Source organism: Citrifermentans bremense R1 (assembly GCF_000426865.1).
GTDB classification, from domain to species: domain Bacteria; phylum Desulfobacterota; class Desulfuromonadia; order Geobacterales; family Geobacteraceae; genus Geomonas; species Geomonas bremensis.
Window position 1 is genome coordinate 22,819 of sequence record NZ_KE384581.1, and the last position, 24,587, is coordinate 47,405.

21 protein-coding genes and 1 other RNA gene are annotated in these 24,587 nt (G+C 62.7%); all 22 read left to right on the forward strand.

Annotation, left to right across the window (positions count from 1 at the left end; genetic code table 11):
* Positions 1 to 44: 44 nt before the first annotated feature.
* The 22 genes from K419_RS0119030 (at position 45) to K419_RS0119130 (ending at position 24,587) form a co-directional block, all read left to right on the forward strand.
* Complete coding sequence (locus tag K419_RS0119030) at positions 45 to 1,163, forward strand: Nif3-like dinuclear metal center hexameric protein (RefSeq protein ID WP_026842925.1); 1,119 nt, start codon at positions 45 to 47, stop codon at positions 1,161 to 1,163.
* Positions 1,164 to 1,209: 46 nt separating this feature from the next.
* Positions 1,210 to 1,926 carry a zinc ribbon domain-containing protein gene (locus tag K419_RS0119035; RefSeq protein ID WP_026842926.1) on the forward strand — a complete coding sequence of 239 codons (717 nt, stop codon included), beginning with the start codon at positions 1,210 to 1,212 and terminating at the stop codon, positions 1,924 to 1,926.
* 153 nt (positions 1,927 to 2,079) lie between these two features.
* Positions 2,080 to 2,502, forward strand: an RNA gene (gene rnpB, locus K419_RS22915) — RNase P RNA component class A.
* Positions 2,503 to 2,690: 188 nt separating this feature from the next.
* Entirely contained in the window at positions 2,691 to 3,227 is a 537-nt protein-coding gene (locus K419_RS0119040; RefSeq protein WP_026842927.1) for a hypothetical protein, read from the forward strand.
* 16 nt (positions 3,228 to 3,243) lie between these two features.
* Positions 3,244 to 3,585, forward strand: a complete 342-nt coding sequence (locus K419_RS0119045) for a hypothetical protein (RefSeq protein ID WP_026842928.1) — start codon at positions 3,244 to 3,246, stop codon at positions 3,583 to 3,585.
* Positions 3,586 to 3,852: 267 nt separating this feature from the next.
* On the forward strand, positions 3,853 to 4,335 hold the full coding sequence (gene mraZ / locus K419_RS0119050; RefSeq protein ID WP_012528918.1) for a division/cell wall cluster transcriptional repressor MraZ: 483 nt from the start codon (positions 3,853 to 3,855) through the stop codon (positions 4,333 to 4,335).
* Positions 4,336 to 5,274, forward strand: a complete 939-nt coding sequence (rsmH, locus tag K419_RS0119055) for a 16S rRNA (cytosine(1402)-N(4))-methyltransferase RsmH (RefSeq protein ID WP_026842929.1) — start codon at positions 4,336 to 4,338, stop codon at positions 5,272 to 5,274.
* A gap of 12 nt (positions 5,275 to 5,286) precedes the next feature.
* Positions 5,287 to 5,622 carry a cell division protein FtsL gene (gene ftsL, locus K419_RS0119060; RefSeq protein ID WP_012528920.1) on the forward strand — a complete coding sequence of 112 codons (336 nt, stop codon included), beginning with the start codon at positions 5,287 to 5,289 and terminating at the stop codon, positions 5,620 to 5,622.
* Complete coding sequence (locus tag K419_RS0119065) at positions 5,619 to 7,601, forward strand: penicillin-binding protein (protein WP_026842930.1); 1,983 nt, start codon at positions 5,619 to 5,621, stop codon at positions 7,599 to 7,601. Before ftsL ends, K419_RS0119065 begins: the two co-directional genes overlap by 4 nt.
* A 13-nt stretch (positions 7,602 to 7,614) precedes the next feature.
* A complete protein-coding gene (locus K419_RS0119070; protein WP_026842931.1) occupies positions 7,615 to 9,132 on the forward strand; it encodes a UDP-N-acetylmuramoyl-L-alanyl-D-glutamate--2,6-diaminopimelate ligase in 1,518 nt (505 codons plus the stop codon).
* A gap of 123 nt (positions 9,133 to 9,255) precedes the next feature.
* Positions 9,256 to 10,665, forward strand: a complete 1,410-nt coding sequence (locus K419_RS0119075; protein WP_084154290.1) for a UDP-N-acetylmuramoyl-tripeptide--D-alanyl-D-alanine ligase — start codon at positions 9,256 to 9,258, stop codon at positions 10,663 to 10,665.
* Positions 10,665 to 11,741 (forward strand): phospho-N-acetylmuramoyl-pentapeptide-transferase, encoded by a 1,077-nt coding sequence (gene mraY / locus K419_RS0119080; protein WP_026842933.1) that lies wholly within the window; start codon positions 10,665 to 10,667, stop codon positions 11,739 to 11,741. The genes K419_RS0119075 and mraY overlap by 1 nt, the downstream gene beginning before the upstream one ends.
* Before the next feature lie 62 nt (positions 11,742 to 11,803).
* A complete protein-coding gene (gene murD, locus K419_RS0119085) occupies positions 11,804 to 13,162 on the forward strand; it encodes a UDP-N-acetylmuramoyl-L-alanine--D-glutamate ligase (RefSeq protein ID WP_026842934.1) in 1,359 nt (452 codons plus the stop codon).
* A gap of 20 nt (positions 13,163 to 13,182) precedes the next feature.
* Entirely contained in the window at positions 13,183 to 14,265 is a 1,083-nt protein-coding gene (ftsW, locus tag K419_RS0119090; protein ID WP_051293150.1) for a putative lipid II flippase FtsW, read from the forward strand.
* The gene (murG, locus tag K419_RS0119095; protein ID WP_026842936.1) at positions 14,262 to 15,335 is read left to right on the forward strand and encodes an undecaprenyldiphospho-muramoylpentapeptide beta-N-acetylglucosaminyltransferase; all 1,074 of its coding nucleotides are present in this window, start codon (positions 14,262 to 14,264) and stop codon (positions 15,333 to 15,335) included. The genes ftsW and murG overlap by 4 nt, the downstream gene beginning before the upstream one ends.
* A 189-nt stretch (positions 15,336 to 15,524) precedes the next feature.
* Positions 15,525 to 16,910: a UDP-N-acetylmuramate--L-alanine ligase gene (murC, locus tag K419_RS0119100; protein WP_026842937.1), complete on the forward strand. Its 1,386-nt coding sequence runs from the start codon at positions 15,525 to 15,527 to the stop codon at positions 16,908 to 16,910.
* Between the two features lie 2 nt (positions 16,911 to 16,912).
* Complete coding sequence (murB, locus tag K419_RS0119105; RefSeq protein ID WP_026842938.1) at positions 16,913 to 17,815, forward strand: UDP-N-acetylmuramate dehydrogenase; 903 nt, start codon at positions 16,913 to 16,915, stop codon at positions 17,813 to 17,815.
* Between the two features lie 140 nt (positions 17,816 to 17,955).
* Positions 17,956 to 18,873 carry a D-alanine--D-alanine ligase gene (locus tag K419_RS0119110; RefSeq protein WP_026842939.1) on the forward strand — a complete coding sequence of 306 codons (918 nt, stop codon included), beginning with the start codon at positions 17,956 to 17,958 and terminating at the stop codon, positions 18,871 to 18,873.
* A gap of 68 nt (positions 18,874 to 18,941) precedes the next feature.
* Positions 18,942 to 19,766 carry a cell division protein FtsQ/DivIB gene (locus tag K419_RS0119115; protein ID WP_026842940.1) on the forward strand — a complete coding sequence of 275 codons (825 nt, stop codon included), beginning with the start codon at positions 18,942 to 18,944 and terminating at the stop codon, positions 19,764 to 19,766.
* Positions 19,767 to 19,783: 17 nt separating this feature from the next.
* A complete protein-coding gene (gene ftsA / locus K419_RS0119120; RefSeq protein WP_026842941.1) occupies positions 19,784 to 21,019 on the forward strand; it encodes a cell division protein FtsA in 1,236 nt (411 codons plus the stop codon).
* A gap of 111 nt (positions 21,020 to 21,130) precedes the next feature.
* Positions 21,131 to 22,291, forward strand: coding sequence for a cell division protein FtsZ (gene ftsZ / locus K419_RS0119125; protein ID WP_026842942.1), 1,161 nt, complete (start codon positions 21,131 to 21,133; stop codon positions 22,289 to 22,291).
* Between the two features lie 226 nt (positions 22,292 to 22,517).
* A complete protein-coding gene (locus K419_RS0119130; protein WP_026842943.1) occupies positions 22,518 to 24,587 on the forward strand; it encodes a GAF domain-containing sensor histidine kinase in 2,070 nt (689 codons plus the stop codon).

Below are 24,587 nucleotides of genomic sequence, written 5' to 3' on the forward strand. Positions count from 1 at the left end.
AAGAGTGCACACCAAGCGGTTGCACTCTTTTTCTTTTGTGTGCGATGATTACTCCGAGAGTTTCAGATATATCCGGAATCACTGGCAAAATTGCCCCATCCCACCTCGCCGAGTCCTGGGACAACGTGGGGCTGCAGCTTGGGGATCCCTCCAGCCAGGTCTCGCGGATCATGGTCGCCCTGGATCCCGGCCGCCCCGCCGTCGAGGCCGCGGTCGAGACCGGCTGCCAGCTTCTGATAACGCATCATCCCTTCATCTTCACCCCGCTCAAAAAGATCTCCACCGTCGATGAAACCGGCCGCCTCGCCATCCTCGCCCTCAAAAACGACCTCTCCATCATCTCGCTGCACACCAACTTCGATATAGCCCCGGGGGGCGTCAATGATCTCCTGGCCGGACTGCTCGGCATCCATGGGGCGCAGCCGCTCAGGATCACCGGCGGCGACGAGTACGTGAAGATGGTTCTTTTTGCGCCGCGCGGCTGCGAGGAGAAGCTTTTAGCAGCGATGTCCCCCTTCATGCCTCACATCGGCAACTACCGCGACTGCTCGTACCAGGGGGGGGGGACCGGGAGGTTCACCCCGCTTCCGGGGGCGCGCCCGTTCGTGGGGGAGGTTGGGGCAAGCCACGCCGAGCCCGAGAGCAGGCTGGAGTTCTTGCTGGTCAAGGAGCGCATCGCCCAGGCGGTCGCGGCGCTTAAGGGCGCGCATCCCTACGAGGAGGCGGCTTACGACCTCTACCCGGTGCTGAACCGGGGCGAGGCGTACGGGCTCGGTAGAATCGGGAAGCTGGCGGAGCCGGTCACTGCCGGCGCCTATGCGCTGCAGGTCAAGGAGCGGTTGGCGGCGACCGGGGTGCGCCTGGTGGGCGACCCGGCGCGGCTGGTGAAGAAGGTGGCACTTTGCGGCGGCTCCGGCGCGTCGCTCATCCACGAGGCGCAGCGCAAGGGGGCCGATCTTCTGGTCACCGCGGATGTGAAGTACCACGAGGCGCGCGAGGCTGAAGCGTTGGGGCTGGCTCTGCTTGACGCCGGGCATTTCTCGACCGAATACCCCATGGTTCAGGGGTTGGCCGGGCAGCTCAGAGCCGCACTGCAGGCAAAGCGGTTCGAGGCAGAGGTTTTGGAGTACCAAGGAGAGCGCGAACCTTTCAGTTTCTGGTAGGTCGCGCTCTTTGTGCACATAAAACAGGAAGTTGGGGAGGCGGATTTTGCGTAACAGTCTGAAGTCGTTATACGAATTGCAGGAAATCGACCTGAGGATCGACGGTCTGGACAGCGAGAAAGAGCAGCTTCTGAACGAAGCCCAGGCACTCGAAGCGAAGCTTGCCGATGCGCGCGAGAAGATCGCGGCCAGGCGCGAGGAGGCGCGTACCCTGGAAGAGGAGAAGGGGGCGCTGGAGGCGAATCTGCAGGCCGAGGGCGAGAACATCGCCAGGTCCGAGGCGCACCTCAAGGAGATCAAGACCCAGAAGGAGTACCAGGCGGTCTCCAAGGAGATCTCCACCGCGAAGAAGCTGATCGCCGAGTTGGAGGACCAGATCCTGCAGAAGATAAACGCGATCGAGGAAGTGAACGCCGACGTGACCAAGAAAGAGGCGGATCTCTCCGAGCTCGAGGGTAACGTTGCCGCTCAAAAAGGGGAAGTCGAGGCCAAGGTGCAGAGTCTCGACTCCGGCATCGCGCAGGACGTCGCCACCCGCGAGCAGACCGTCAAAGGGCTTCCCGCTTCCGTGATGAAGCGCTACAGCAGGCTGCGCGACCAGCGCCGCGGCGTGGCCGTCGTCGAGGCGAGAGAAGGGAACTGCATGGGGTGCAACATGCAACTGCCGCCGCAGCTCTACAACACCCTGTTCCGCGCCGACGACGTGATCACCTGTCCGCACTGCCAGCGGATCCTGATCATGAAGCAGGAAGTGCAGGACTGAGAAGCCGTTCAACGTTCAAGGTTCAAGGTTCGGTGATCCTGGCTGCGCTGTTCGTCAGCGCAGGTACGGCCCCCGTAGCTGTAGAGGCGGCCGGAGAGGAAAGCAGAGTCGAACGTTGAACATTGAACGTTGAACCGATTTTAGGCTTTGGCCGAAGCAGACCAGATGGCCGCCGTCCACCGTAGCCTTTGGCGAAGGTGGAGGGAGGAAAGTCCGGGCTCCACAGGGCATGGTGCTGGATAACGTCCAGCGAGGGTAACCTCAGGGAAAGTGCCACAGAGAGAAGTCCGCCCCCCACACCCTGGCGACAGGGTCCGCCGAAGCCTCGGCGAAGGCGGAAGGGGGGTAAGGGTGAAAGGGTGAGGTAAGAGCTCACCGGGTTCGGCGGCGACGCCGGATGCCAGGTAAACCCCACCAGGAGCAAGACCAAATAGGGAAGCGTTAAGGACGGCCCGTCCGTGCTTCCGGGTTGGTTGCTTGAGGGCGCCGGTAACGGCGCTCCTAGATGAATGACCATCGCCCGCCTCCGGGTAACCGGCTGCGGGAACAGAACCCGGCTTACGGGCTGCTTCGGCCAATTTTTTCAAAACCGGTTCTACGTTCTATGTTCTACGTTCGTCCAGCTCTTCTCTCCGGCCATCTTTCCGGTGACGGAGCCGTAGCTATGTTGACGATCAAGGAAACCAAGCCTCGCGAACATTGAACGTTGAACGTTGAACCCTTCAGGCGACAGCCTGAAGGGCTTTTTTTAAGGGTAGGTGCAGATGAAGTGGGAGAGGGAATGGGGCAAGGCTGTATCCGCGGTGAATGCGGGTTTCCTCGCCCTGCCGCTGGAAAAGGCGCACCGGTTGCGCGAACTCTCCCGCTCCATGGTCGCGCTAAAGGACAGGATGCAGCACCTGGTGGCGCAGGTGGACGCCGCGGAACTCTGCGCCGGTTGCGGCGGGGCCTGCTGCGTTTGCGGCAAGTACCACTTCACCGCGGTGGATCTCCTGGTCTACCTGGCGACGCAAGAGCCGCTTTTAACGCCCCGCTTCGACAACGGCCTCTGTCCTTACCTGGGGGAGCCGAACTGCCTGGTGCCGGCCGGCTACCGCCCTTTCAACTGCATCACCTTCAATTGCGAGCTGATCGAGGACCGGCTGGCGCATAGCGAGGTCTCCCGCTTCTACCTGATGGAGCGCGAGTTGAGGGAACTCTACGCCGAGATCCGCTCGTTGTTCCCCCGCGGAGCGATGGACGGCTCCCTGCTGAGGGACGCCGCCCCGTCCCCTATACTCCGCACCACTACCGCTTTCTGACCGGAGGAAACAACTGATGTCTACCGTAAACGACCTGGTGCTGGTCCACATCGACAACAAACCCTCTTTTTACGCGAGGATCGAGGACATTTCCCCGGATGTGAAGCAGGGATGGTGGAAGGTGCAGCTTCTCGTACTCACCGTGCCCCTGCAGGTCTACACCTGGATCCTCGATGAGAGCCAGGTGAACGGCTCCCCCTTCACCATGGCCGGCACCCCGATCATGCTGGAAAAAGTGGTCTCGCCGGAACCGCCCCCCAGACCGCTCGCCTCGGTCGGCAAGGAAGGCAAGGGCGCAGGCAAGGATGCTCCCCGCAAAGGGGGAAATGTCGTCTCTCTCTTCGACAGGAAAAAGTGACGCAAAGAACTCGGCCATACCCGGCGGAGGGTTCCTCCCTCCGCCCCCCTCTCCAACCACCCGAACTTGCAATTAGAAGAGCGACGCACCCCGTTCTGCCACTTCTTGCCACTTCCCCGCTGCAGCGCCGTTAAATCCCCGTAAAACCTCCAAAAAATTCCCTATTTGGCGCTAATTTTGCCTTGACAACCTGTATCCCCTACCGTATAGTTCGTGCACGAAAGTGGTATATTGTGGTATGAAGTGGCAACCGGTGCCGGGGTAAGCATGTTTAGAGGGAAATTCGATACTACGATCGACGCCAAGGGGCGCACCAGTATCCCCGCGAAATTTCGCGAGGTTTTGCTGGACACCTTTGGAGACGAGCGTTTTTTCCTCACCAAATCCAGCCCGGTGCGGCTGGACGGGGACGAGGTCTGCTATGGCCTGGTGATCTACCCCTACCACGAGTTCCTGGCGCTCGAAGAGAAGCTGAAGGACGGCACGGCCTTGGGGCTCACCGTAAACCAGCTTGCCGCGGTACGGCGCACCGTACTGGTCCCCGCCGTCGAGTGCGTGGCGGACAAGCTGGGGCGCGTGCTGGTTCCCAACGACCTGAGAAAAACGGCGCAGCTGGAGCGCGAGATTCATTTCGTAGGCATGCAGAACAAGGTCGACATCTACAGCCAGTCGGTCTGGGCCAGGGTCTGCGAGCAGGACGAGCAGAACTTCCCGGTGGATTCCGCAGCCCTTGCGGGACTCGGCCTCTAGATGGAAGACTTCCACCACATATCGGTACTGCCGGACGAGGTGCTGCAGGCGCTCTCCCCGAAGTCGGGGGGGGTGTACGTGGACGGCACCTTGGGGGGCGCCGGGCATGCGGGGCTCATACTCACCGCAAGCGCCCCGGACGGCCAGCTGATCGGATTCGACCGGGACGAGGAAGCCATAGCCGTGGCACGTGAGCGGCTCTCGGTTTTCGGCGGCCGGGTCCGGATCTTCCACCGCAACTTCGCAGGTATCGCTCAGGCACTGGCGGAAATAGGCGTGGACGGGATCGACGGGTTCGTACTGGACCTTGGGGTGTCGAGCCATCAGCTGGACCGCGACGAGCGTGGCTTCAGCTTCATGCACGACGCGCCGCTCGACATGCGCATGGACCGAAGCTCCGGCCAGAGCGCGGCGGACCTGGTGAACACACTCCCCGAGGCGGAGCTTTACCGGATCATCTCCGAGTACGGCGAGGAGCGCTGGGCCAAGCGGGTCGCCTCCTTCATAGTGAAGGCGAGGGACGGGCGCCCCATCGAGACCACGCTGGAGTTGGTGGACGTGATCAAGGGGGCGATACCGAAGGCAAAGTGGGAGGAGCGGCTCCATCCCGCGACCCGGACCTTCCAGGCCTTGAGGATCGCGGTAAACGAGGAGTTGAAGAGCCTGGAAGAAGGGCTTGAGGGGCTGCTCTCCCTGCTGAAGCCGGGTGGACGCGGCGCGGTGATCTCCTTTCACTCGCTGGAAGACCGTATCGTGAAGGAGGGCTTTCGCGCGGCGGCCGCCGGTTGCACCTGCCCCAAGGAACTCCCCATCTGCATCTGCGGACGGGTTCCGCGGTTCAAGCTGGTGACCAGGAAGCCGATAACGGCAGGCGAGGCCGAAGTGGCAGCGAATCCGCGCTCCAGGAGCGCGAAGCTGCGGGTAGTGGAGAAGATTTAGAGAGGTAGCATCATGTCGCAAAGCAAGGTTGCCTACGGCAAGGTCGCCGCACCGGCAAGGCCGGGCGCGGTCCCCAGGGAGAGCTGGATCAGCTTTCCCTATCTCACGGGAGTGATGGTGCTCCTGACGCTGGTCTCGATCTTTCATGTCTGGTCCCGGGTCGAGTTGATCGACATGAACCTGAAGATCGGAGAGGCGTCCAGGCAGTTGAAGGAACAGCAGCAGGAAAACAAGCGCCTTCGGGTCGAGGTGGCTTCGCTCAAGGCGCCGGCCCGGATCGAAGCGCTTGCCAAGGGTGAACTTGGCATGGCGCTCCCCTCCGATCAGCAGGTGGTCCTGGTCAAGTGATCGAGAAAAAGGAGAAATGGGCCAGAGTCCGCATGCGTTTCGTGGCCCTCCTGTTCGTGGTCGTCTTCGTGGCTACCACGGGTCGCGCCTTTTACCTCCAGGTGCTCAACAACGACCGGCTGGTGAAACTCGCGGAAAAACAGCACCAAAGGATCGTGGCGCTCACGCCCGCCCGCGGCGCCATCTACGACAGGACCAACGCTCCGTTCGCCGTCTCGATCGAGATGGATTCCTGCTACGCCGAGACGCGCAACATGGAAAACATCCCGCAGGAGGCGGCGCAGCTCGCGCCCCTTCTGGGGTACGGCGTGCAGGAGCTCGAGGCGAAGCTCAAGGGGGCCAAGAATTTCGTGTGGCTTGCGCGGCGCATCCCGCCGGAGCAGGCCCATAAGGTGAAGGCGCTGGGGCTTGAAGGGGTCGGCTTCGTCAAGGAAAGCAAGCGCTTCTACCCGAACTCCCAGGTGGCAGCCCACGTGGTAGGTTTCACCGGTGTCGATCCCGGCGGCCTGGAGGGGGTGGAGAAGAAGTACGACGCCACCATCCTCGGCAACACGGGATTCCTGGTCACCGAGCGCGACGCCCTCGGGCGCGACATAGCACTCAAGAAGGGGAGTGAGGGCAAAAGCGGTTCCAAGGGAAACAACGTCGTCCTCACCCTGGATAAGAACGTTCAGTACATAGCGGAGAAGGAGCTGACCAACGCGGTGGTGAAAAACGGCGCCAAGGCCGGCATCGCCATCGTGATGGATCCCGACACCGGGCGGGTTTTGGCCATGGCCAACTACCCCTCCTTCAACCCGAACAGCTTTGCCGAGTACGGGCAGGCGGCGCTCAGAAACCGCGCCATCGCCGACAGCTTCGAGCCCGGCTCCACCTTCAAGATCTTCCTGGTAGCTTCCGCACTCGAGGCGGGGGTGATCAGGCCCGGCGACATGTTCAACTGCGAAAACGGCAGCTACAGCGTGTACGGTAGGACCATTCACGACACGCACAAATACGGGGCGCTCAGCGTGCCCCAGATCCTCAAGTTCTCCAGCAACATCGGCGCCGCCAAGATCGGCAGCCGGCTGGGGCCCGAAAGGCTCTACGCGGCCCTTACCGGTTTCGGCTTCGGCGAGAAGAGCAGCATCGATCTTCCGGGAGAGGCCTCCGGGATGTTGCGGCCGCAGTCCAAGTGGTACGGCATCGATCTCGCCACCATCTCGTTCGGCCAGGGGGTGACGGCTACAGCGCTGCAGATCACCAACGCGGTGTCGGCTGTTGCCAACGGCGGCAACCTGATGAAGCCTTACCTGGTGGATAGGGTCGTCGACGACAACGGCGTGGTGCTGCAGCAGTTCGCACCCCAGGTGAAAAGGCGCATCATCTCGCCGGAGACGGCGAAGACGGTGGCCCGCATGCTGGAGGGGGTCGTGGTGGAAGGGGGGACCGGCACCGGGGCCGCGGTCGAAGGTTATCGCGTCGCTGGGAAAACAGGCACGGCCCAGAAGGTCGAGGGGCGCGGCTACTCGGCCAGCAAGCGCACCGCCTCCTTCGTCGGTTTCGTTCCCCTGGACAAGCCGCGGCTCGCCATAATGGTCGTGGTGGACGAGCCGACCACGAGCTCCTACGGCGGGGTCGTTGCTGCCCCGGCCTTCAGCGCCATAGCGCAGCAGACCCTCTGCTACCTGAACGTGGCACCGGACAAGAACGTCGTTGCCAAGAAGAAAGGCGGCGCAGCACCCGAGAAAAGCGCGCCCAAGCCGGAGCCGGTGGCCGAGGGGGGGAGCGTCGAAGGGGGGAGCGTGGAAGGGACGGCGGCCGGCGCCATGCCGAACTTCCGGGGTATGAGCATGCGGCAGGTGCTCAAGGTGATGGAAAAGCGCGGTCTCAACGTCAAGCTGCAGGGAAGCGGCAGGGCGGTCGAGCAGAACCCGGCCCCCGGGAGCCGCATCACCACGCAGGATCAGGTCTGGGTCAAGTTCGTCCCTTCGGCCTGACAATGGGGGTAGCATGAAACTCGCACAACTTCTGAATTGCCTCGCCTCGCCCGAGGTCTCCGGAGACGCCGGTATCGAGATAGAGTCGCTTTGCTACGACTCGCGAAAGGTGGCGCCCGGGGCTCTCTTCTTCGCCCTGCGCGGAGTGAAGAGCGACGGGACCGAATTCGTTGAAGCCGCAGTAAAGGGGGGGGCGGTCGCAGTCGTTGCGGACCGCCCCTGCGCTTGTCCCGGGGTGACGGTGGTCGTGGTCCCGGACGCAAGAGTCGCCATGAGCCTCATGGCCGCGGCCTTCTACGGCACACCGACCCGCGGCATCCCGGTGGTAGGGATCACCGGGACCAACGGCAAGACCACCACCACCTATCTCGTCGAGGGGATCATGGAGCAGGCGGGGGTGCCGGCAGCTGTCCTCGGCACCATCAGCTACCGCTTCGGAGCGACCAACATCCCCGCCCCCAACACCACCCCCGAATCGGTCGACCTGCAAGCCATCCTGAGGGAGCTGGTAGACCACGGCGCACGCGGCGCGGTGATGGAGGTATCCTCCCACGCCCTGGAACAGCACCGCGTCGACGGCTGCCTCTTCGACGTCGCCCTCTTCTCCAACCTGACCCGCGACCACCTCGATTACCACCTCGACATGGAGTCCTACTTCAAGAGCAAGCTGAGGCTCTTCACCGATCTCCTGGCGCCTACCGCGGAAAAGCCGCTCAGGCGCGCGGTGGTGAACCTGGACGACCCCTTCGGCCCCCGCATCGCGGAAAAGGCAGCCGCGCCGGTGTTGACCTACTCCATGGCCGGGAAGGCCGACATCAGCGTGGCAGAGGCGGAGTTCTCGGTCGACGGCATCCGCTGCCGCCTCAACACCCCGGTCGGGGAGATCTCCCTTGCCTCAGAGCTTTTGGGGCGCTTCAACCTCTACAACATCCTCTCCGCGGTAGGGGCGGGCCTTGCCCTTGGCTACTCGAAGGAGGCGATCCGCGCCGGCATCGAGGGGCACAAGCGGGTTCCCGGCCGCCTGGAGCGGGTGGAAACGGAAGAGAGAATCACAGTCCTCGTCGACTACGCCCATACCGGCGACGCCCTGGAGAACGTCCTTTCCACCCTCTCCGAGTTGAAGACGGACCGGATCATCACCATCTTCGGCTGCGGCGGCGATCGCGACAAAGGGAAACGCCCGGTGATGGGGGAGATAGCCGCCCGCTACAGCGACCTTGCCGTGATCACCTCGGACAACCCCCGCACCGAGGACCCGCAGGCGATCCTGGAGGACGTACGCGCCGGGATCCTGCCGCTCGGCCTGCGCGAGTACGGCCTGGAGGAACTCGCCGCAGGGTTCCACGAGAAGGGGTTCGCCACCATCGAGTCGCGCCGTGCCGCCATCCGGGCCGCGCTTTTGGCCGCGCGCCCCGGGGACATCGTGCTTCTGGCCGGCAAGGGGCACGAGGACTACCAGATCGTCGGGACCGAGAAGTTCCACTTCGACGACCGGGAAGAGGCTGCTGCGGCGCTGAAACTAAGAGGTTAGTAATTGGGGAAAATTAGGTTCCCTTTTCCGTATTTTTGCGGCACATTACGTAGTTTCGGTCCTGGACCGGGGCAGGTAAACAGCGCGCGTCGCGCGCCGGGAACAAAGGAAACCTAACTGAAAATGGCGATGTTCACGCTTAACGAAATAGCCGAGGCAACCGGCGGCAGGGTGATCGGTGAGGCGGGCTGCGAGGCCTCCGCGGTGAGCACCGACTCGCGCCAGGTAGCCCCGGGAGAGCTTTTCGTGGCACTGAGGGGCGAGCGCTTCGACGGCCACGACTTCATAATTCCCGCGGTCTCTAAAGGGGTAACCATCTTCCTGGCCGAGGAGAGCTGGACGGAAAAACACGAGCTCCCGAAGGGGGCCGGCGCCGTGCTGGTGCCGGACACGCTGCGCGCCCTGGGGGATCTGGCCGCCTACCACCGCCGCCGCTTCAATCTGAAGACGGTCTGCGTCACCGGCAGCAACGGCAAGACCACGACCAAGGAGATGCTGGCGCGGATACTGGCCCAGACAGGTCCCGGGCTCAAGACCGAGGGGAACCTCAACAACCTGATCGGTTTGCCGCTCACCATCTTCAGGCTCACCGGCCGCGAGCGCTGGGCCGTCTTCGAGATCGGGATGAGCGAGTTCGGCGAGATCGACCGCCTGGCGGAGATAGCTGAGCCCCAGGTAGGCATCATCACCAACGCCTTTCCGGCGCACCTGGAGACACTGGGGAGCGTGGAGGGGGTGGCGCGGGCCAAGGGAGAGCTTTTCCTGCGCCTGAAGCCAGGCTCAGTCGCCGTCTACAACGTGGACGACCCGCTGGTCTCCGCCTGCCCGACCCACCTGAACGTGACCCGGCTCACCTTTGGCCTCAGGGGGGCCGAGGTCTCCTCCGCCTCCATCCAGAGCCTCGGCAAGAGGGGGGAGAGCTTCACCCTCAGGCTTCCGGACGGCGAACAGCAGGTGACGCTTTCGGCCTACGGCAGGCACAACATCTACAACGCGCTCGCAGCAGCCGCTGCGGCGCACGCGCTCGGCGTACCGGGCGACCTGATCCGCCAGGGGCTGGAGGAGTTCTCCCCCTACGACAAGCGCTTCCAGCTGGAGGACGTGGCGGGGGTGACCCTGATCGACGACAGCTACAACGCGAACCCGGCCTCCATGGCGGCGGCGCTCACCACCTTGAAGGAGCTTCAAGGGGAGGGGCGTCTGGTCGCGGTTTTAGGCGACATGCTGGAGCTTGGGCTTGGCACCGAAGAGGCGCACCGAGACCTCGGGAAACTCGCCGCAGGCAACGTCGACCGGCTCTGCCTTCTGGGGAAACTGGTCGAGGAAACCGCACAGGGGGCGCTGGAAGCGGGGCTTCCTGCAGCCGACCTGGTGCTGGGCCAGGACCATGACCAGCTGGCCCAGGAGCTTCTCTCCTTCGTACAGCCGGGGGACTGCATTCTTTTCAAGGGATCTAGAGGCATGAAAATGGACAAGGTGGCGCAATTGGTACGGCAGGGAGTGGCATCCGCCGCAAAAGGGGGGAATGACTGATGCTTTACCATCTCCTTTACCCGCTCGCCTCCGATTACAAGCTCTTCAACGTATTCAAGTATTTAACCTTCCGCTCCATCTACGCCATGATCACAGCCCTCCTGCTCGCCTTCATCGTGGGCCCGTGGGTGGTGAGGAAACTGGAGGCGCTGCAGGCGCGCCAGGTGATCAGGACCGACGGTCCCGAATCGCACCTGAAAAAGCAGGGGACCCCGACCATGGGGGGGGTGCTGATCCTGGTCTGCATCGTGCTGCCGACGCTCTTATGGGCGGACCTGAAGAACGTCTTCATCTGGCTCACCCTGCTCATCATCGTGGGGTACGGCGTCCTCGGCTTCGTGGACGACTACAAGAAAGTGGTCGAGAAGAACCCCAAGGGGCTCTCACCGCGCCAGAAGATGTTCTGGCAGGTGCTCTTGGCGGGAGGGGTCGGTATCTTCCTCTTCTACCTCCCAGGTTTCTCGACCGAACTCTACCTGCCGTTCTTCAAGAGGGTGCACCCCGAGCTGGGCATCCTCTTTATCCCGTTTGTGACCTTGGTGATCGTAGGTGCCAGTAACGCCGTGAACCTGACCGACGGCCTCGACGGCCTCGCCATAGGTCCCGTGGCGATCAACGCCGCCACCTATCTCCTTTTCTGCTACATAGCGGGGAACGCGAAGCTTTCCGGGTACCTGCAGATACCGTACGTGCCGGGGGCGGGGGAGCTTGCCGTTCTTTGCGGCGCGATGGTGGGGGCGGGGCTCGGCTTTCTCTGGTACAACTCCTATCCGGCCGAGGTCTTCATGGGAGACGTCGGCTCCCTGTCGCTCGGGGGCGCGCTCGGGACCCTCGCGGTCCTGACCAAGCAGGAAATCCTCCTGGTGATAGTGGGCGGCGTCTTCGTGGTGGAGGCGCTTTCGGTCATTTTCCAGGTCGGCTCCTACAAGTACCGCGGCAAGAGGATCTTCAGGATGGCGCCGATCCACCATCACTTCGAACTGAAAGGGGTGGCGGAGCCGAAGATCATCGTGCGCTTCTGGATCATCACCATCATCCTGGCGCTGGTGGCCATCTCCACCCTGAAGATGCGCTAGCAGGACGCCACGCCGCGTACCAAGCGGTCGGCGGGCAGATAGACAACAGAAAAGGGTCCGTCATGGAACTAAAGGACAAGAAAATACTGGTGGTGGGACTGGCGAAGACAGGGGTGGCGGTTACCCGCTTCCTGGCCCGTGCCGGCGCCTTCGTCACCGTTACCGACATGCGGGAGGAAGAGGCGCTCTCCGACGTTCTGGCCGAGCTCTCCGACCTGGATATTACCTACGAACTCGGGCGCCATATCCCCTACAGCTTCCTCATGGCGGATCTGATCGTGGTCTCCCCCGGCGTCCCCATGGACATAAAGCCCCTGGAGATGGCGCGCGCGCAGAAGCGGCGCGTGGTGAGCGAGGTGGAACTCGCCTCCTGGTTCATCAAGGCCCCCATGGTCGCCATCACCGGGACCAACGGCAAGACCACGACGACGACCCTTACCGGCGAGATCTTCAAGGCCTGCGGCTTCGAGACCTTCGTGGGGGGGAACATCGGCAATCCCCTCATCGAGTTGGCCGAAAGCGGCCAGGAGGTGTCAAGGGTGGTGGTGGAACTCTCCTCCTTTCAGCTGGAAGGGGTGGAGAGCTTCCGACCGGACGTGGCGGTGCTTCTGAACATCACCGAGGACCACCTGGACCGCTACCACAGCTTCCAGGAGTACATCGACGCGAAGCTCCGCATCTTCGAGAACCAGACCGCGGACGACTTCGCCGTCCTGAACATAGACGACCCGCTGGTCGCCGCCTGTGCCTCCAAGCTCAAGGCGCAGCTCTTCCCCATGAGCCGCCTGCACGAGCTGGAAGAGGGGATCAGCTACCGTGACGGCTTCATCACCTTCTCCCACAAGGGGAAAGTGCTCCGCTTCGGCACCGAAGGGTTCAAGCTGAAGGGGGTGCACAACCTGGACAACATCATGGCGAGCCTTGCCTCCACCCTCCTCATGCGCTGCGACGGCGACTGCGCCTACGAGGCGGTGAAGAACTTCAAGGGGCTGCCGCACCGGATGGAACTGGTGGAAGAGATTGACGGCGTCGCCTACTACGAGGACAGCAAGGGGACCAACGTCGGGAGCGTGGTGAAATCGCTGGAGAGCTTCGACTCCGGCATCACCCTCATCGCCGGCGGCAAGGACAAGGGAGGCTCCTATGAGCCCCTGGCCCCCCTGGTCGAGAGCCGGGTGAGCCACCTGGTGCTGATCGGCGAGGCGAAGGCCCGCATGCGGGAGGCTCTCGGCGCACTCACCGACACCCATGAGGCCCAGACCCTCGAAGAGGCGGTGGAGATAGCGCGCAGGCTCACCAAGCCGGGCGGGGTGGTGCTCTTCTCGCCGGCCTGCTCCAGCTTCGACATGTTCAAGAACTACGAGGAGCGCGCCCAGCGCTTCAAGGCCGCGGTGCGCGCCGGCAAGAAGGGGGAGGCGTGAGGAAACTGGAGGGGTACGACATGATCGTGCTGCTGATGGCGGTGATCCTCACCTGTTTCGGTGTGGTCATGGTCTATTCGGCGTCCTCCGTGATGGCGGCCAAGAAATTCCACGACGGTTTTTTCTTCCTGAAGCGCCAGTCCCTCTACGCCCTGATGGGCTTCACCGGGATGGCGCTGGCGATGCACGTCGACTACCACCTCTGGAAAAAATACGCGGTGCCGCTATTTCTTGGCTGTTTCGTCCTGCTCCTCCTGGTGTTCGTCCCCGGCATCGGCGGGACCGCCAAGGGGGCCTCGCGCTGGATCAAGCTCCCCTTCTTCAACTTCCAGCCCTCCGAACTCGCCAAGGTGTCGCTCATCATCTACATGGCGTATTCGCTGGAGAAGCGGCAGGACAAGCTGAAGCAGTTTCTCTCCGGCTTTCTCCCTTACATGCTGATACTCGGGGTCTTCATCGCGGTCCTCCTGGCGCAGCACGACATGGGGGCTGCGCTCACCATGTTCGCCGTCGCCATCGTCATGCTCTTCGCCGCCGGGACCCGGGTGCAATACATCCTGGGGATGGGGCTCATAGCGCTTCCCGGCATCGTCTACCTGGTGGCGACCAAGGCCTACCGCATGCGCCGCATCACCGCCTTCCTCGACCCGTGGCAGGACCCGACCGACACCGGTTTCCAGATCATCCAGTCCTGGCTGGCGCTGGGGACCGGCGGCTTCTTCGGGCAGGGGCTGGGCGAAGGAAAGCAGAAGCTCTTCTACCTTCCCGAGGCGCACACCGACTTCATCCTTTCGGTCCTGGGGGAGGAGATGGGGTTCATCGGTGTGATCGTGATCGCCTGCATGTTCCTCGTGCTTGTGCAAAGGAGCATCCGGGTGGCCATCGCCGCCGAGGACAGCTTCGGGCGCTTTTTGGCCTTCGGCATCGCCGTGCTCTTGGGACTTGAGGCGTTCATCAACATGGCGGTCGTGACCGGGATGCTCCCCACCAAGGGGATCGCGCTTCCCTTTTTGAGTTACGGCGGTTCGTCGCTCATCATCTCCCTCACCGCAGTGGGGGTCCTCCTTAACGTATCGACCAGAATGAGGGGGAACCCGGCATGAGGCTCATCATCGCAGGCGGCGGGACCGGGGGGCATCTCTTCCCGGGGATAGCGGTCGCCGACGAGTTTCTGGCGCGCAGCCCCGAGAATGAGGTCCTTTTCGTCGGAACCGAGCGCGGCATCGAGGCGCGGCTCCTGCCGAAGCTCGGCTACAAGCTGGCCCTCATCTCGGCAAGCGGTATGAAGGGGATGGGGACCATCAAGAAGATCATGAGCGCGGGGCGTCTGCTCTACGGCTATTCGCAGTCGAGAAAGATCCTGAAGGAGTTCCGTCCCGACCTGGTGTTGGGGGTCGGCGGCTACGCCTCGGCGCCCATAGTCCTCGCGGCGCGCGGCATGGGGATCAGGCGCTTCATCCATGAGCAAAATGCGTTCCCCGGCCTCACCAACAAGGTCCTGGGGCGCTTCGTGGATGGCGTCTTCATCTCCATGCCCGAAGCAGAGAGCTTCTTTCCCAAGGAGATGACCCAGATGACCGGGAACCCGATCCGGAAGGAGATCCTCTGGGGGTTCCAGGAGCGGGTGCGGAGCGTCGGGGACACCTTCAGCATCCTCGTCTTCGGAGGGAGCGCCGGCGCCCAGCGGGTCAACAGCGCGCTTTTGGAGGCGCTGCCGCACCTGGAGGGGGTGAAGGGGAAACTGAGGATCACGCACCAGACCGGCGAGAAGGACGCGGCCCGGGTGCGCGAGGGATATCAGGCCCAGGGGTTCCAGGCCCAGGTGCTCAGCTTCATCGACGACATGTCCGCGGCCTACGGCGCCGCCGACCTCGTCGTCTGCAGGGCTGGCGCGACCACCATCGCCGAGGTCACCGCCTGCGGCAAGGGGTGCATCTTCATCCCCTTCCCGTATGCGTCGGACGACCACCAGAGGAAAAACGCCGAGTCGCTGGTGCACAAAAACGCCGGCGTCATGATCCTGGAAGAAGATCTCACCGGCGAGCGGCTGGCGGCGAAGATCCTCGAACTGATGGAGCACCCAGCCGAGCTTGCCGAGATAGAGAAGAACGCCCGTGCCCTGGCACAGTTAGACGCAGCCCAGGCCATCGTAGCGGCTATGGTGACGGGGTAAAGGCGAGATAAAGATAAAGATAAAGATAGAGATAAAGATAAAGAAAAGGCTTGAGCGTCTGAGAGTGGTTTGAGGCTGAAGAACAACGAGGGAGTGCCGCTGAGAGATTGACGATAGAGCGAGATTGAGAAGCTAGGGTTTTACTCAATCTTTATCTTTATCTTTATCTGCGACCGAAGGGAGCACAGAGTGTACGGAAAAATAGAGAGAATACATTTCGTCGGCATCGGCGGCATCGGGATGAGCGGCATCGCGGAGGTGCTCCTGAACCTGGGTTACAAGGTTTCGGGGTCGGACCTGCGCGGCTCGGAAATCACCCAGCGGCTGGAGAGCCTGGGGGGCGAGATCTTCTTCGGGCACGCCGCCGAGAACGTGGCGAACGCCGACGTGGTGGTCATCTCCAGCGCCGTCCACGACGACAACCCCGAGGTGGTCGAGGCGCATCTGAGGCTGATACCGGTGATCCCGCGTGCCGAGATGCTGGCCGAGCTGATGCGCATGAAGTACGGCATCGCCGTAGCCGGAACCCACGGCAAGACCACCACCACCTCCATGGTGGCGACCATCCTCTCCAAGGGGGGGATCGATCCTACCATCGTCATCGGCGGCAGGCTCAACTCGCTTGGTACCAACGCGAGGCTGGGACAGGGGCAGTTCCTGGTGGCCGAGGCGGACGAGTCGGACGGTTCTTTCCTGCTCCTCTCCCCCACCATCGCCGTGGTCACCAACATCGACGCCGACCATCTCGACTTCTACAGCGGCATCGAGGAGATCAAGGACACCTTCGTCGAGTTTATCAACAAGATCCCCTTCTACGGGCTTGCCGTACTCTGCCTGGACAACGGCAACATAGCCGACGTCCTGCCCCGGGTGAAGAAGCGCTTCACGAGCTACGGCCTGTCGGCCCAGGCGGACTTCAGGGCCACCGACGTGAAGCTCTCCGGGTTCTCGACGAGCTTCGTGGCGCATCACAAAGGGGTGCGGCTGGGAGAGATCACCTTCTCCATGCCAGGCGCCCACAACGTGCTGAACGCGCTCGCCGCGATCGCCGTGGCCATGGAGCTGGACATCCCGTTCGAGACCATCCAGGAAGGGTTCGCCGGGTTCGGCGGGGTGGGACGCCGCTTCCATCTGAAGGGGGAGGCCAACGGCGTCATGGTGGTGGACGACTACGGGCACCACCCGACCGAGATCAAGGCGACCTTGGGCGCCGCCAAGGCAGGCTTTGCCGAGAACCGTCTGGTCGTCGTGTTCCAGCCGCACCGCTATTCCAGGACCAAGGAGCTCTTCGAGGAGTTCGTCAAGGCGTTCCACGATGCCGACGTCCTGATCCTGACCGACATCTACCCGGCGGGGGAAGCCCCCATCGAGGGGGTGACCGCCGAGGCGCTGGCGAACAGGGTCCGCAGGCACGGCCAGAGGGACGTCACCTGGATCTCCGACCGCGACAAGCTCTGCGAGCACCTGGAGCGCGTGCTTGCTCCCGGCGACATCCTGCTGACCCTTGGGGCCGGCAACGTCTGGCAGGTGGGAGAGACCATGCTGCTGCGGCTCAAGGCCGCGAAGGAGAGCTGAAGTTGGCACGGGGCGAGCTCGAACAAGCGGCCCGGGGGGTGCGCGGCACGGTCAAGTGGGACGAGCCGATGTGGCAGCACACCTCCCTTAAAGTCGGGGGTCCGGCGGATCTTTACTTCGAGCCCGCCGATCTGCTCGACCTCCAGGAGACCGTGGAGAAGCTCCTCGCCGCGAAGATCCCTTACCTGGTGCTGGGAGGGGGGTACAACCTGCTGGTGCGCGACGGCGGCATCAGAGGGTGCGTCATCTCGCTCAAGAAACTGGACACCCTGGAGATGCAGCCGGGCGCGAGACTCGAGGCGGGCGCGGGGGTAACCAACTCCACCCTCTGCCGCTTCGCCGCCGAGCATTGCCTTGGGGGGATGGAATTTCTCAGCGGCATTCCCGGCAGCTTCGGCGGAGCGCTCACCATGAACGCCGGCGCCCAGGGTGGCGAGACGCTGCAGCGGGTCGAGACGCTCATCACCCTGCGTGAGGGAAAGCTCTTGGTGCGCAGAGCCGCCGAGCTGGAATTCGGTTACCGCTACTTGAGGCTTTTGCCGGGAGAGATCGTCCTGGGGGCGAAGCTCAGGCTCGAACCTGCCGAACGCCGCATCATCGAGGAGCGGATGCAGGCCAACATCGCCAGAAGAAGCGGGACGCAGCGGGTCACCTATCCCAATGCCGGGTCCTTCTTCAAGAACCCGTCGGGGCGGCACGCCTGGGAGCTGATCGACCAGGCCGGCATGCGCGGCGTCACCGTCGGCGGCGCTCAGGTCTCAGAGGCGCACACCAACTTCCTGGTCAATCGCGGCGGCGCGTGTGCCGCGGACTTCACTTCGCTCGCGGCGCTGGTGAAGCTGAGGGTGAAGGAGACCTCCGGCGTAGAGCTCGAGGAAGAGGTCCGCCTGGTAGGCGAAGAGTAAGGCCCCGTGCTCGCAGGTCGAGACGGGGAATAAAGTCCCCTCCCCTGGAGGGGGAGGGTTAGGGAGGGGGACCGCACTCTTCCCCCCACCCGACCTCCCCCCGCTGGGGGGAGGAGGCAAAACCGAAAGGATTATTGGCGATGACGGTAGAGGAGCTGAAAACAAAGAAGATCGCGGTGCTGATGGGTGGACTCTCCGCCGAGCGCGAAGTGTCCCTCAACAGCGGCAAGGCGGTCCTTGCCTCCCTGGTCAAGCAGGGGTTCCAGGCGGTGGGGATCGACGTCGGTCGCGACCTGCCGCAGCGGCTCGCCGAGGAAAAGGTGGACGTGGCCTTCATCGCGCTGCACGGCCGCTTCGGAGAGGACGGCTCGGTCCAGGGACTCCTGGAACTGATGGGCATCCCCTATACCGGCTCCGGGGTGCTCGCCAGCGCCCTCGCCATCGACAAGATCGCTTCCAAGGTCATCTTCGCCTCGGCCGGGCTGAAGCTCGCTCCCTACCAGGTGCTGCGCCGGGGCGAGGAACTTAAGCTCGCCAACCCGCTTCCGGTCGTGGTCAAGCCTTCCCGGGAAGGCTCCTCCGTCGGAGTCGGCATCGTGCGCGACACTTCCCGGATGCAGGCGGCGCTCGACGAGGCGTTCCGCTACGACTCCGAGATCCTCATCGAAGGGTTCATCGACGGCCGCGAGGTCCAGGTCGGCATACTGGACGGCAAGGCGTTCGGCGCCATCGAGATCATCCCCAAGGGGGAGTTCTACGACTACGAGGCGAAGTACACCGACGGCGGCGCGCAGCACATCCTGCCGGCGCGCCTCCCCGAGGCGGTCTACGCCGAGGTGCTTCGCCAGGGTGAGAAGGCGCACGCGGCGCTTGGCTGCGACTGCTACAGCAGGGTCGACTTCCTGGTCACCGAAACGGGCGACTGCTATCTGCTCGAGGTGAACACCCTCCCGGGGATGACGGACTTGAGCCTTCTTCCCGAGATAGCGGGGGGAGCCGGAATCTCTTTCGGCGAGTTGGTGCTGCGCATACTGCAGGCGGCATCGCTTAAGATCTAGCTAGCGGCACGAGTAACCTGCGATGTTATTCAATGCTTCCATGACTCAACTTTTTTGACGGTAAAAAAATGCGCGATCTTCATGCCAAAAAACAGCGGGTGCCCCATAACAGGGTCAAGAAACCGCCCAAGGAGCGTAAGCCCATCAACTGGGGCCCGATCCTGAAGTACGCCTCCAGGGGGTTCGGCGGCGCCGCTCTCTGCGCCGGCCTTGGCTTCGGAGGATGGCAGCTCTACAACCTGGTGTCGCGGACCACGCTGCTGCGGCTGGAGGCCATAGAGGTCTCCCCCCTGAAACGCGTATCCCGCGAAGAGATCATCACGCTCGCTGGGGTGAGGCCCGGGGACTCGATGTTGAAGGTCGACCTGAAGACCGTGGTCGCGAGGCTTTCCAAGAACCCCTGGCTCGAGCAGGTCCAGGTGCGGCGCTACTTCCCGCACACGCTGTCGATAACCGTTTCGGAAAGGGCGCCGCAGGCGGTGGCCAACGTCGGCTGCCTCTACTACCTGGACGACAAGGGAGTGCTCTTCAAATCGCTGGTCGAAGGGGACCGGCTCGACTACCCCCTCATCACCGGTTTCACCGAGGAGGAGTTGGCACAGGACCCCAAGGGTTGCCAGGACGCGCTGAAAAACGCCCTGGCCCTGATCGACACCCTGAAGAAAGGGGGCGTCTTCAGCCTGGAGGACATCTCGGAGATTCATTACAGCAAGGGGTACGGTTTCACCCTGTTCACCATGCAGGGGGGGGTGCCGGTGAAACTCGGCAACGGCGGGTTCAGCGAAAAGCTGACGCGACTGGCCGGCATCTACAAGGAACTTCAGCCGCAGATGCAGGCGCTCGACTACATAGATCTTGATTACGCTGACAAAATCATAGTTAAAAAAGTGTAGGGGAAAAGGGAGGGAGCATGTCCACTAGAAGGGATAATCTCATCGTAGGGCTCGACATAGGGACTACCAAGATCTGCGCCATCGTGGGGAACGTGACTGAGGAAGGCATCGACATCGTCGGTATCGGCACCAGTCCTTCCAAGGGGCTCAGAAAAGGGGTGGTGATCAACATCGAGAGCACCGTCGCCGCCATCAAAAAGGCTATCGAAGAGGCCGAGCTCATGGCCGGTTGCGAGATCAAGTCGGTCTACGCGGGGATCGCCGGCGGCCACATCAAGGGGTTCAACTCCCAGGGCGTGATCGCCATCAAGAACCGCGAGGTCTCCCCCGAGGACGTGAAACGCGTCATCGAGGCGGCGAAGGCGATCGCCATCCCGATGGACCGCGAGGTGATCCATATCCTCCCCCAGGAATTCATCATCGACGACCAGGACGGCATCCGCGAGCCGCTGGGGATGAGCGGGGTGCGCCTGGAAGCGAAGGTCCATATCGTCACCGGCGCCGTCGCAAGCGCCCAGAACATCGTCAAGTCCTGCAACCGGGCAGGCCTCGAGGTCGCCGACATCGTCCTTGAGCAGCTCTCCTCCTCCGAGGCGGTGCTCTCCTCCGACGAGAAGGAACTCGGCGTGGCCCTGGTCGACATCGGCGGCGGCACCACCGACATCGCCATCTTCGTGGACGGTGCCATCAAGCACACCTCGGTCCTGTCGCTTGGGGGGAACCACCTGACCAACGACATCGCGGTCGGTCTCAGGACCCCGATGGCCGAGGCCGAGCGCATCAAGCAGAAGTACGGCTGCTGCCTCTCCTCGCTTGTGGGCAAAGACGAGACCATCGAGGTCCCGAGCGTCGGAGGGAGAAAGCCGCGCATACTTTCCCGCCAGCTGCTCTGCGAGATCCTGGAGCCGCGCGTCGAGGAGATCTTCACCCTGGTGAACCGCGAGATCGTGAAGAGCGGCCTGGAAGATTCCATCGCCTCCGGCGTGGTCGTCACCGGCGGTTCCACCATCCTCGAAGGGATGCCGGAACTGGCCGAGCAGATCTTCAACCTCCCGGTGCGCCGCGGGCTTCCGCAGCGGATCGGTGGGCTCACCGACGTCGTTAATTCGCCCGTTTACGCCACCGGCGTCGGCCTTGTCGTCTACGGCAGCAAGAACCTCGGCGTGCACGAGTTCCCGACCCAGCAAAGCGACGAGACGGTCTTCCGCAGGGTGAGCCGCAGGATGAAGGATTGGTTTGGAGAATTTTTTTAAAATAAACACAAGATGTAGTGATTTAAGGCTTCCATTACACAACTAAACGTAGTATAAGACCGGCTAATATTTTTTTAGCCACCGCCGGGGGGCGCGACCAGGGAGGAGTTCATGTTTCACTTCGATGAGAGCATCGATCAAAGTGCGAAGATAAAGGTGATTGGCGTTGGCGGCTCCGGCGGGAATGCAGTCAACACCATGATGAGCGTGGGTATCGCGGGGGTCGACTTCATCGTCGCCAACACCGACGCCCAGGCGCTCAGGATGTCCAAGGCCCAGGTTAAGATCCAGATCGGCACGGAGCTTACCAAGGGACTCGGGGCGGGCGCCAACCCGAACGTCGGGCGCGACGCCGCCCTTGAGGACAGGGACAAGGTCCACGAGGCGCTGAAGGGCGCCGACATGATCTTCATAGCGGCCGGCATGGGCGGCGGCACCGGCACCGGTGCGGCGCCTGTCATCGCCGAGGTTGCTCGCGAGCACGGGGCTCTCACCGTGGGCGTGGTCACCAAGCCGTTTTCCCGCGAGGGGCGCCAGCGTCTGGCCAAGGGCGAGGACGGCATCAAGGAGCTGAAGAAACACGTCGACTCCCTGATCGTCATCCCCAACGACCGTCTGCTCGGCCTGGCCGGGAAGTCCATGTCCATCCTAGACGCCTTCAAACCCTCCGACGACGTGCTGCGCCAGGCGGTGCAGGGCATCTCCGACCTGATCACCCAGTCCGGCCTGATCAACGTCGACTTCGCCGACGTGAAGTCGATCATGAGCGAGCGCGGCATGGCGATGATGGGCATCGGCATCGGTTCCGGCGAGAACCGCGCCATCGACGCCGCCGTCAAGGCCATCTCCAGCCCGCTGCTCGAGGACATCGACATCTCCGGCGCCAAGGGCGTTCTGGTCAACATCTCCGGCTCCGCCTCCATGACCATGGACGAGTTCGACGCGGCCAGCAAGGTGATCCACGAGAAGGTGCACGAAGACGCGAACATCATCGTCGGTCTGGTCATCGACGAGACCCTGGGCGAGACCATCAAGGTCACCGCCATCGCCACCGGCTTCGGCGACCGTTTCGACCTGGAGAAAGGGCGCCACGAGATGAAGAGCGTGGCCACCATGGCCACCATGGTGAAGCCGGTCGAGAGCAGGCTGGAGATCCCGACCTTCATCCGCGAAAAGCAGCAGCGCGAGACCCAGGTGCGTCAGCGCAGCTTCCTCTCCGAGGACGAGGACCAGTACGACATCCCGACCTTCCTGAGGAAGTCCGTAGACTAAGGACCCCTCTGAAAAAGAATAAAAAGGCCCGGTCTCCGCAAGGGGAGCCGGGCCTTTTTATTTTCACGAGGACCAAGGACCAGGCGATGCTATTTCGTTCCCCCCTTTGATCTTCATCGCCAACTCGCCCCTAAAGAAAAACGACAAGTTACCGATAGGAGACAGTGGTCCTCATTAAATCTAAAAGGGCCACTGCCGTTACCTTACGGCTAGGGGACCTTGCCTGATGTCCGATCGACCACTTTACAACAGCAAGATAATCAACAACTTCGTCGCCCTGCTGAAGAAAAAGCATGCGGACGTGGACGTGCGCGAGCTGTTGAACTATGCGGAGATAAGCCCGTACGAGCTGAGCGACGAAGGGCACTGGCTTACCCAGCGGCAGGTCGACCGTTTTCACGACAAGATGTCCTGTCTCCTGGAGGGCAAAGACCTCGCCCGGGAAGGAGGGCGTTACGCCGCGTCCGAAGAGGCCTTAGGCGTGATGGCCAAATACACCTTCGGCTTCATCGGGCCGGCCAACACCCTGGTCGCCATAGGCAAATGCGCCTCCAACTTCACCCGTTCCGCCGTCTATCAATCCCGCAAGCTCGCCGACAACAAGGTAGAGATCACGGTAACGCCCCATTCCGACGTGGAGGAAAAGCCTTTCCAGTGCGAAAACCGCATCGGCTTTTTCGAGGCGATCGTCCAGATGTTCGACCACGACATCCCCTCCGTCGAACATCCCGAGTGCATCTTCAAGGGGGGCTCCTGCTGCAGGTACATCGTCTCCTGGAAAAAGACCTGGGCCGGCAAGATCCGGTTGGTCAGAAACCTCCAGGTGCCGGTCGTGCTCGTACTCTACGGGGTGCTCCACCACTTCTACCGAATCGGGCACCTGGCCGAGATGCTGGTAGCGCTCGCCTTCATGCAACTGGGCGCGTCTTACCTCGCCGAGCGGCTGGAGAAGAAAGAGATCCTCGCCACCCTGGCCGGCGTGCAGGAGTCGACGGAGCAGATGATCGACCAGATCGGCGTCAACTACAACAACGCCCGGATGGTAAACGAGGTGGGGCAGGCCCTGAGCACGCAAAGCGGCATAGACGAGGTGCTGGAGAATGTGATCGGCGCCATCGAGAAGAGGCTGGGGTATGACCGGTGCCTTATCATGCTGGCGGACAAGAGGAAGTCGTGCCTTAGGTTCCGCACCGGGTTCGGCATCAACGATAAGCAACTGAAAGCGCTGAAAAAGGCCTCCTTCGATCTCACCAACCCCGGCGCCAAAGGGGCTTTCGTAACCTGCTTCCGGGAACAAAGGACGATGTTCGTCGACTTTTCCGAAGTGACGCACATTCACTCCGAGCAGAGCATCAACCTCTCCGAGGTGCTGGAGGCGCACTCCTTCATCTGCTGCGCCATTGTCTTCGAGGGAGAGTCGCTGGGTATCCTGGCGGTGGACAACATGAAGACCCAGAGGCCGCTGACCCAAAGCGACATGAGCCTTTTGACCGGTCTCGCGCCGGTCATCGGCATGAGCCTTCGCAACGCCATGCACCTGGAGCGCGAAAGGAGGATGGCGGAGCAGATCAGGCAGTCGCAGAAGATGGAAGCCGTCGGGGTGCTGGCAGGAGGTATCGCGCACGATTTCAACAACCTGCTGACCGGCATGATCGGGTACGTCAGCCTGGCGCTGATGACGATGAAGGAGGAGGACCCCGCCGCGAAGTACCTGGACCAGGTCGTCTCCGCCGCCGACCGGGCCGCCGACCTCACCCAGAGGCTCCTGGCCTTCAGCAGAAAGCAGATCAATCACCCGGAACCGGTGGACCTGAACCAGATCGTGAACAACGTGAGAAAGCTCCTGAGCAGACTGGTTACGGCGAAAATCGAGCTGAAGGTCGAGACGTGCGCGGGGATGTTGCCGGTGGTCGCGGATTCGAGCCAGATCGACCAGATGGTGATGAACCTGGTCACCAACGCGCGGGACGCCATGCCCACCGGGGGGACGCTGACCATAACCACCGAAGCGATGGAGTTGACCGAGGAGTGGGTTGAGTCGCACGGATACGGCAGTATCGGCTCTTACGCCGTTTTATCCGTCACCGACACGGGGACCGGCATGGACGAGGCGACCAGGGCCCACGTTCTTGAGCCGTTTTTTACCACGAAGGAAGTGGGGAAGGGGAGCGGGTTAGGTCTGGCCATCGTGTACGGGATCGTGAAGCAGCACGAAGGGCACCTGGAGATCTACAGCAAGCCTGGCGCAGGGACCACCTTGAACGTCTATCTCCCGCTTATTGCACCTGCGCCCTAG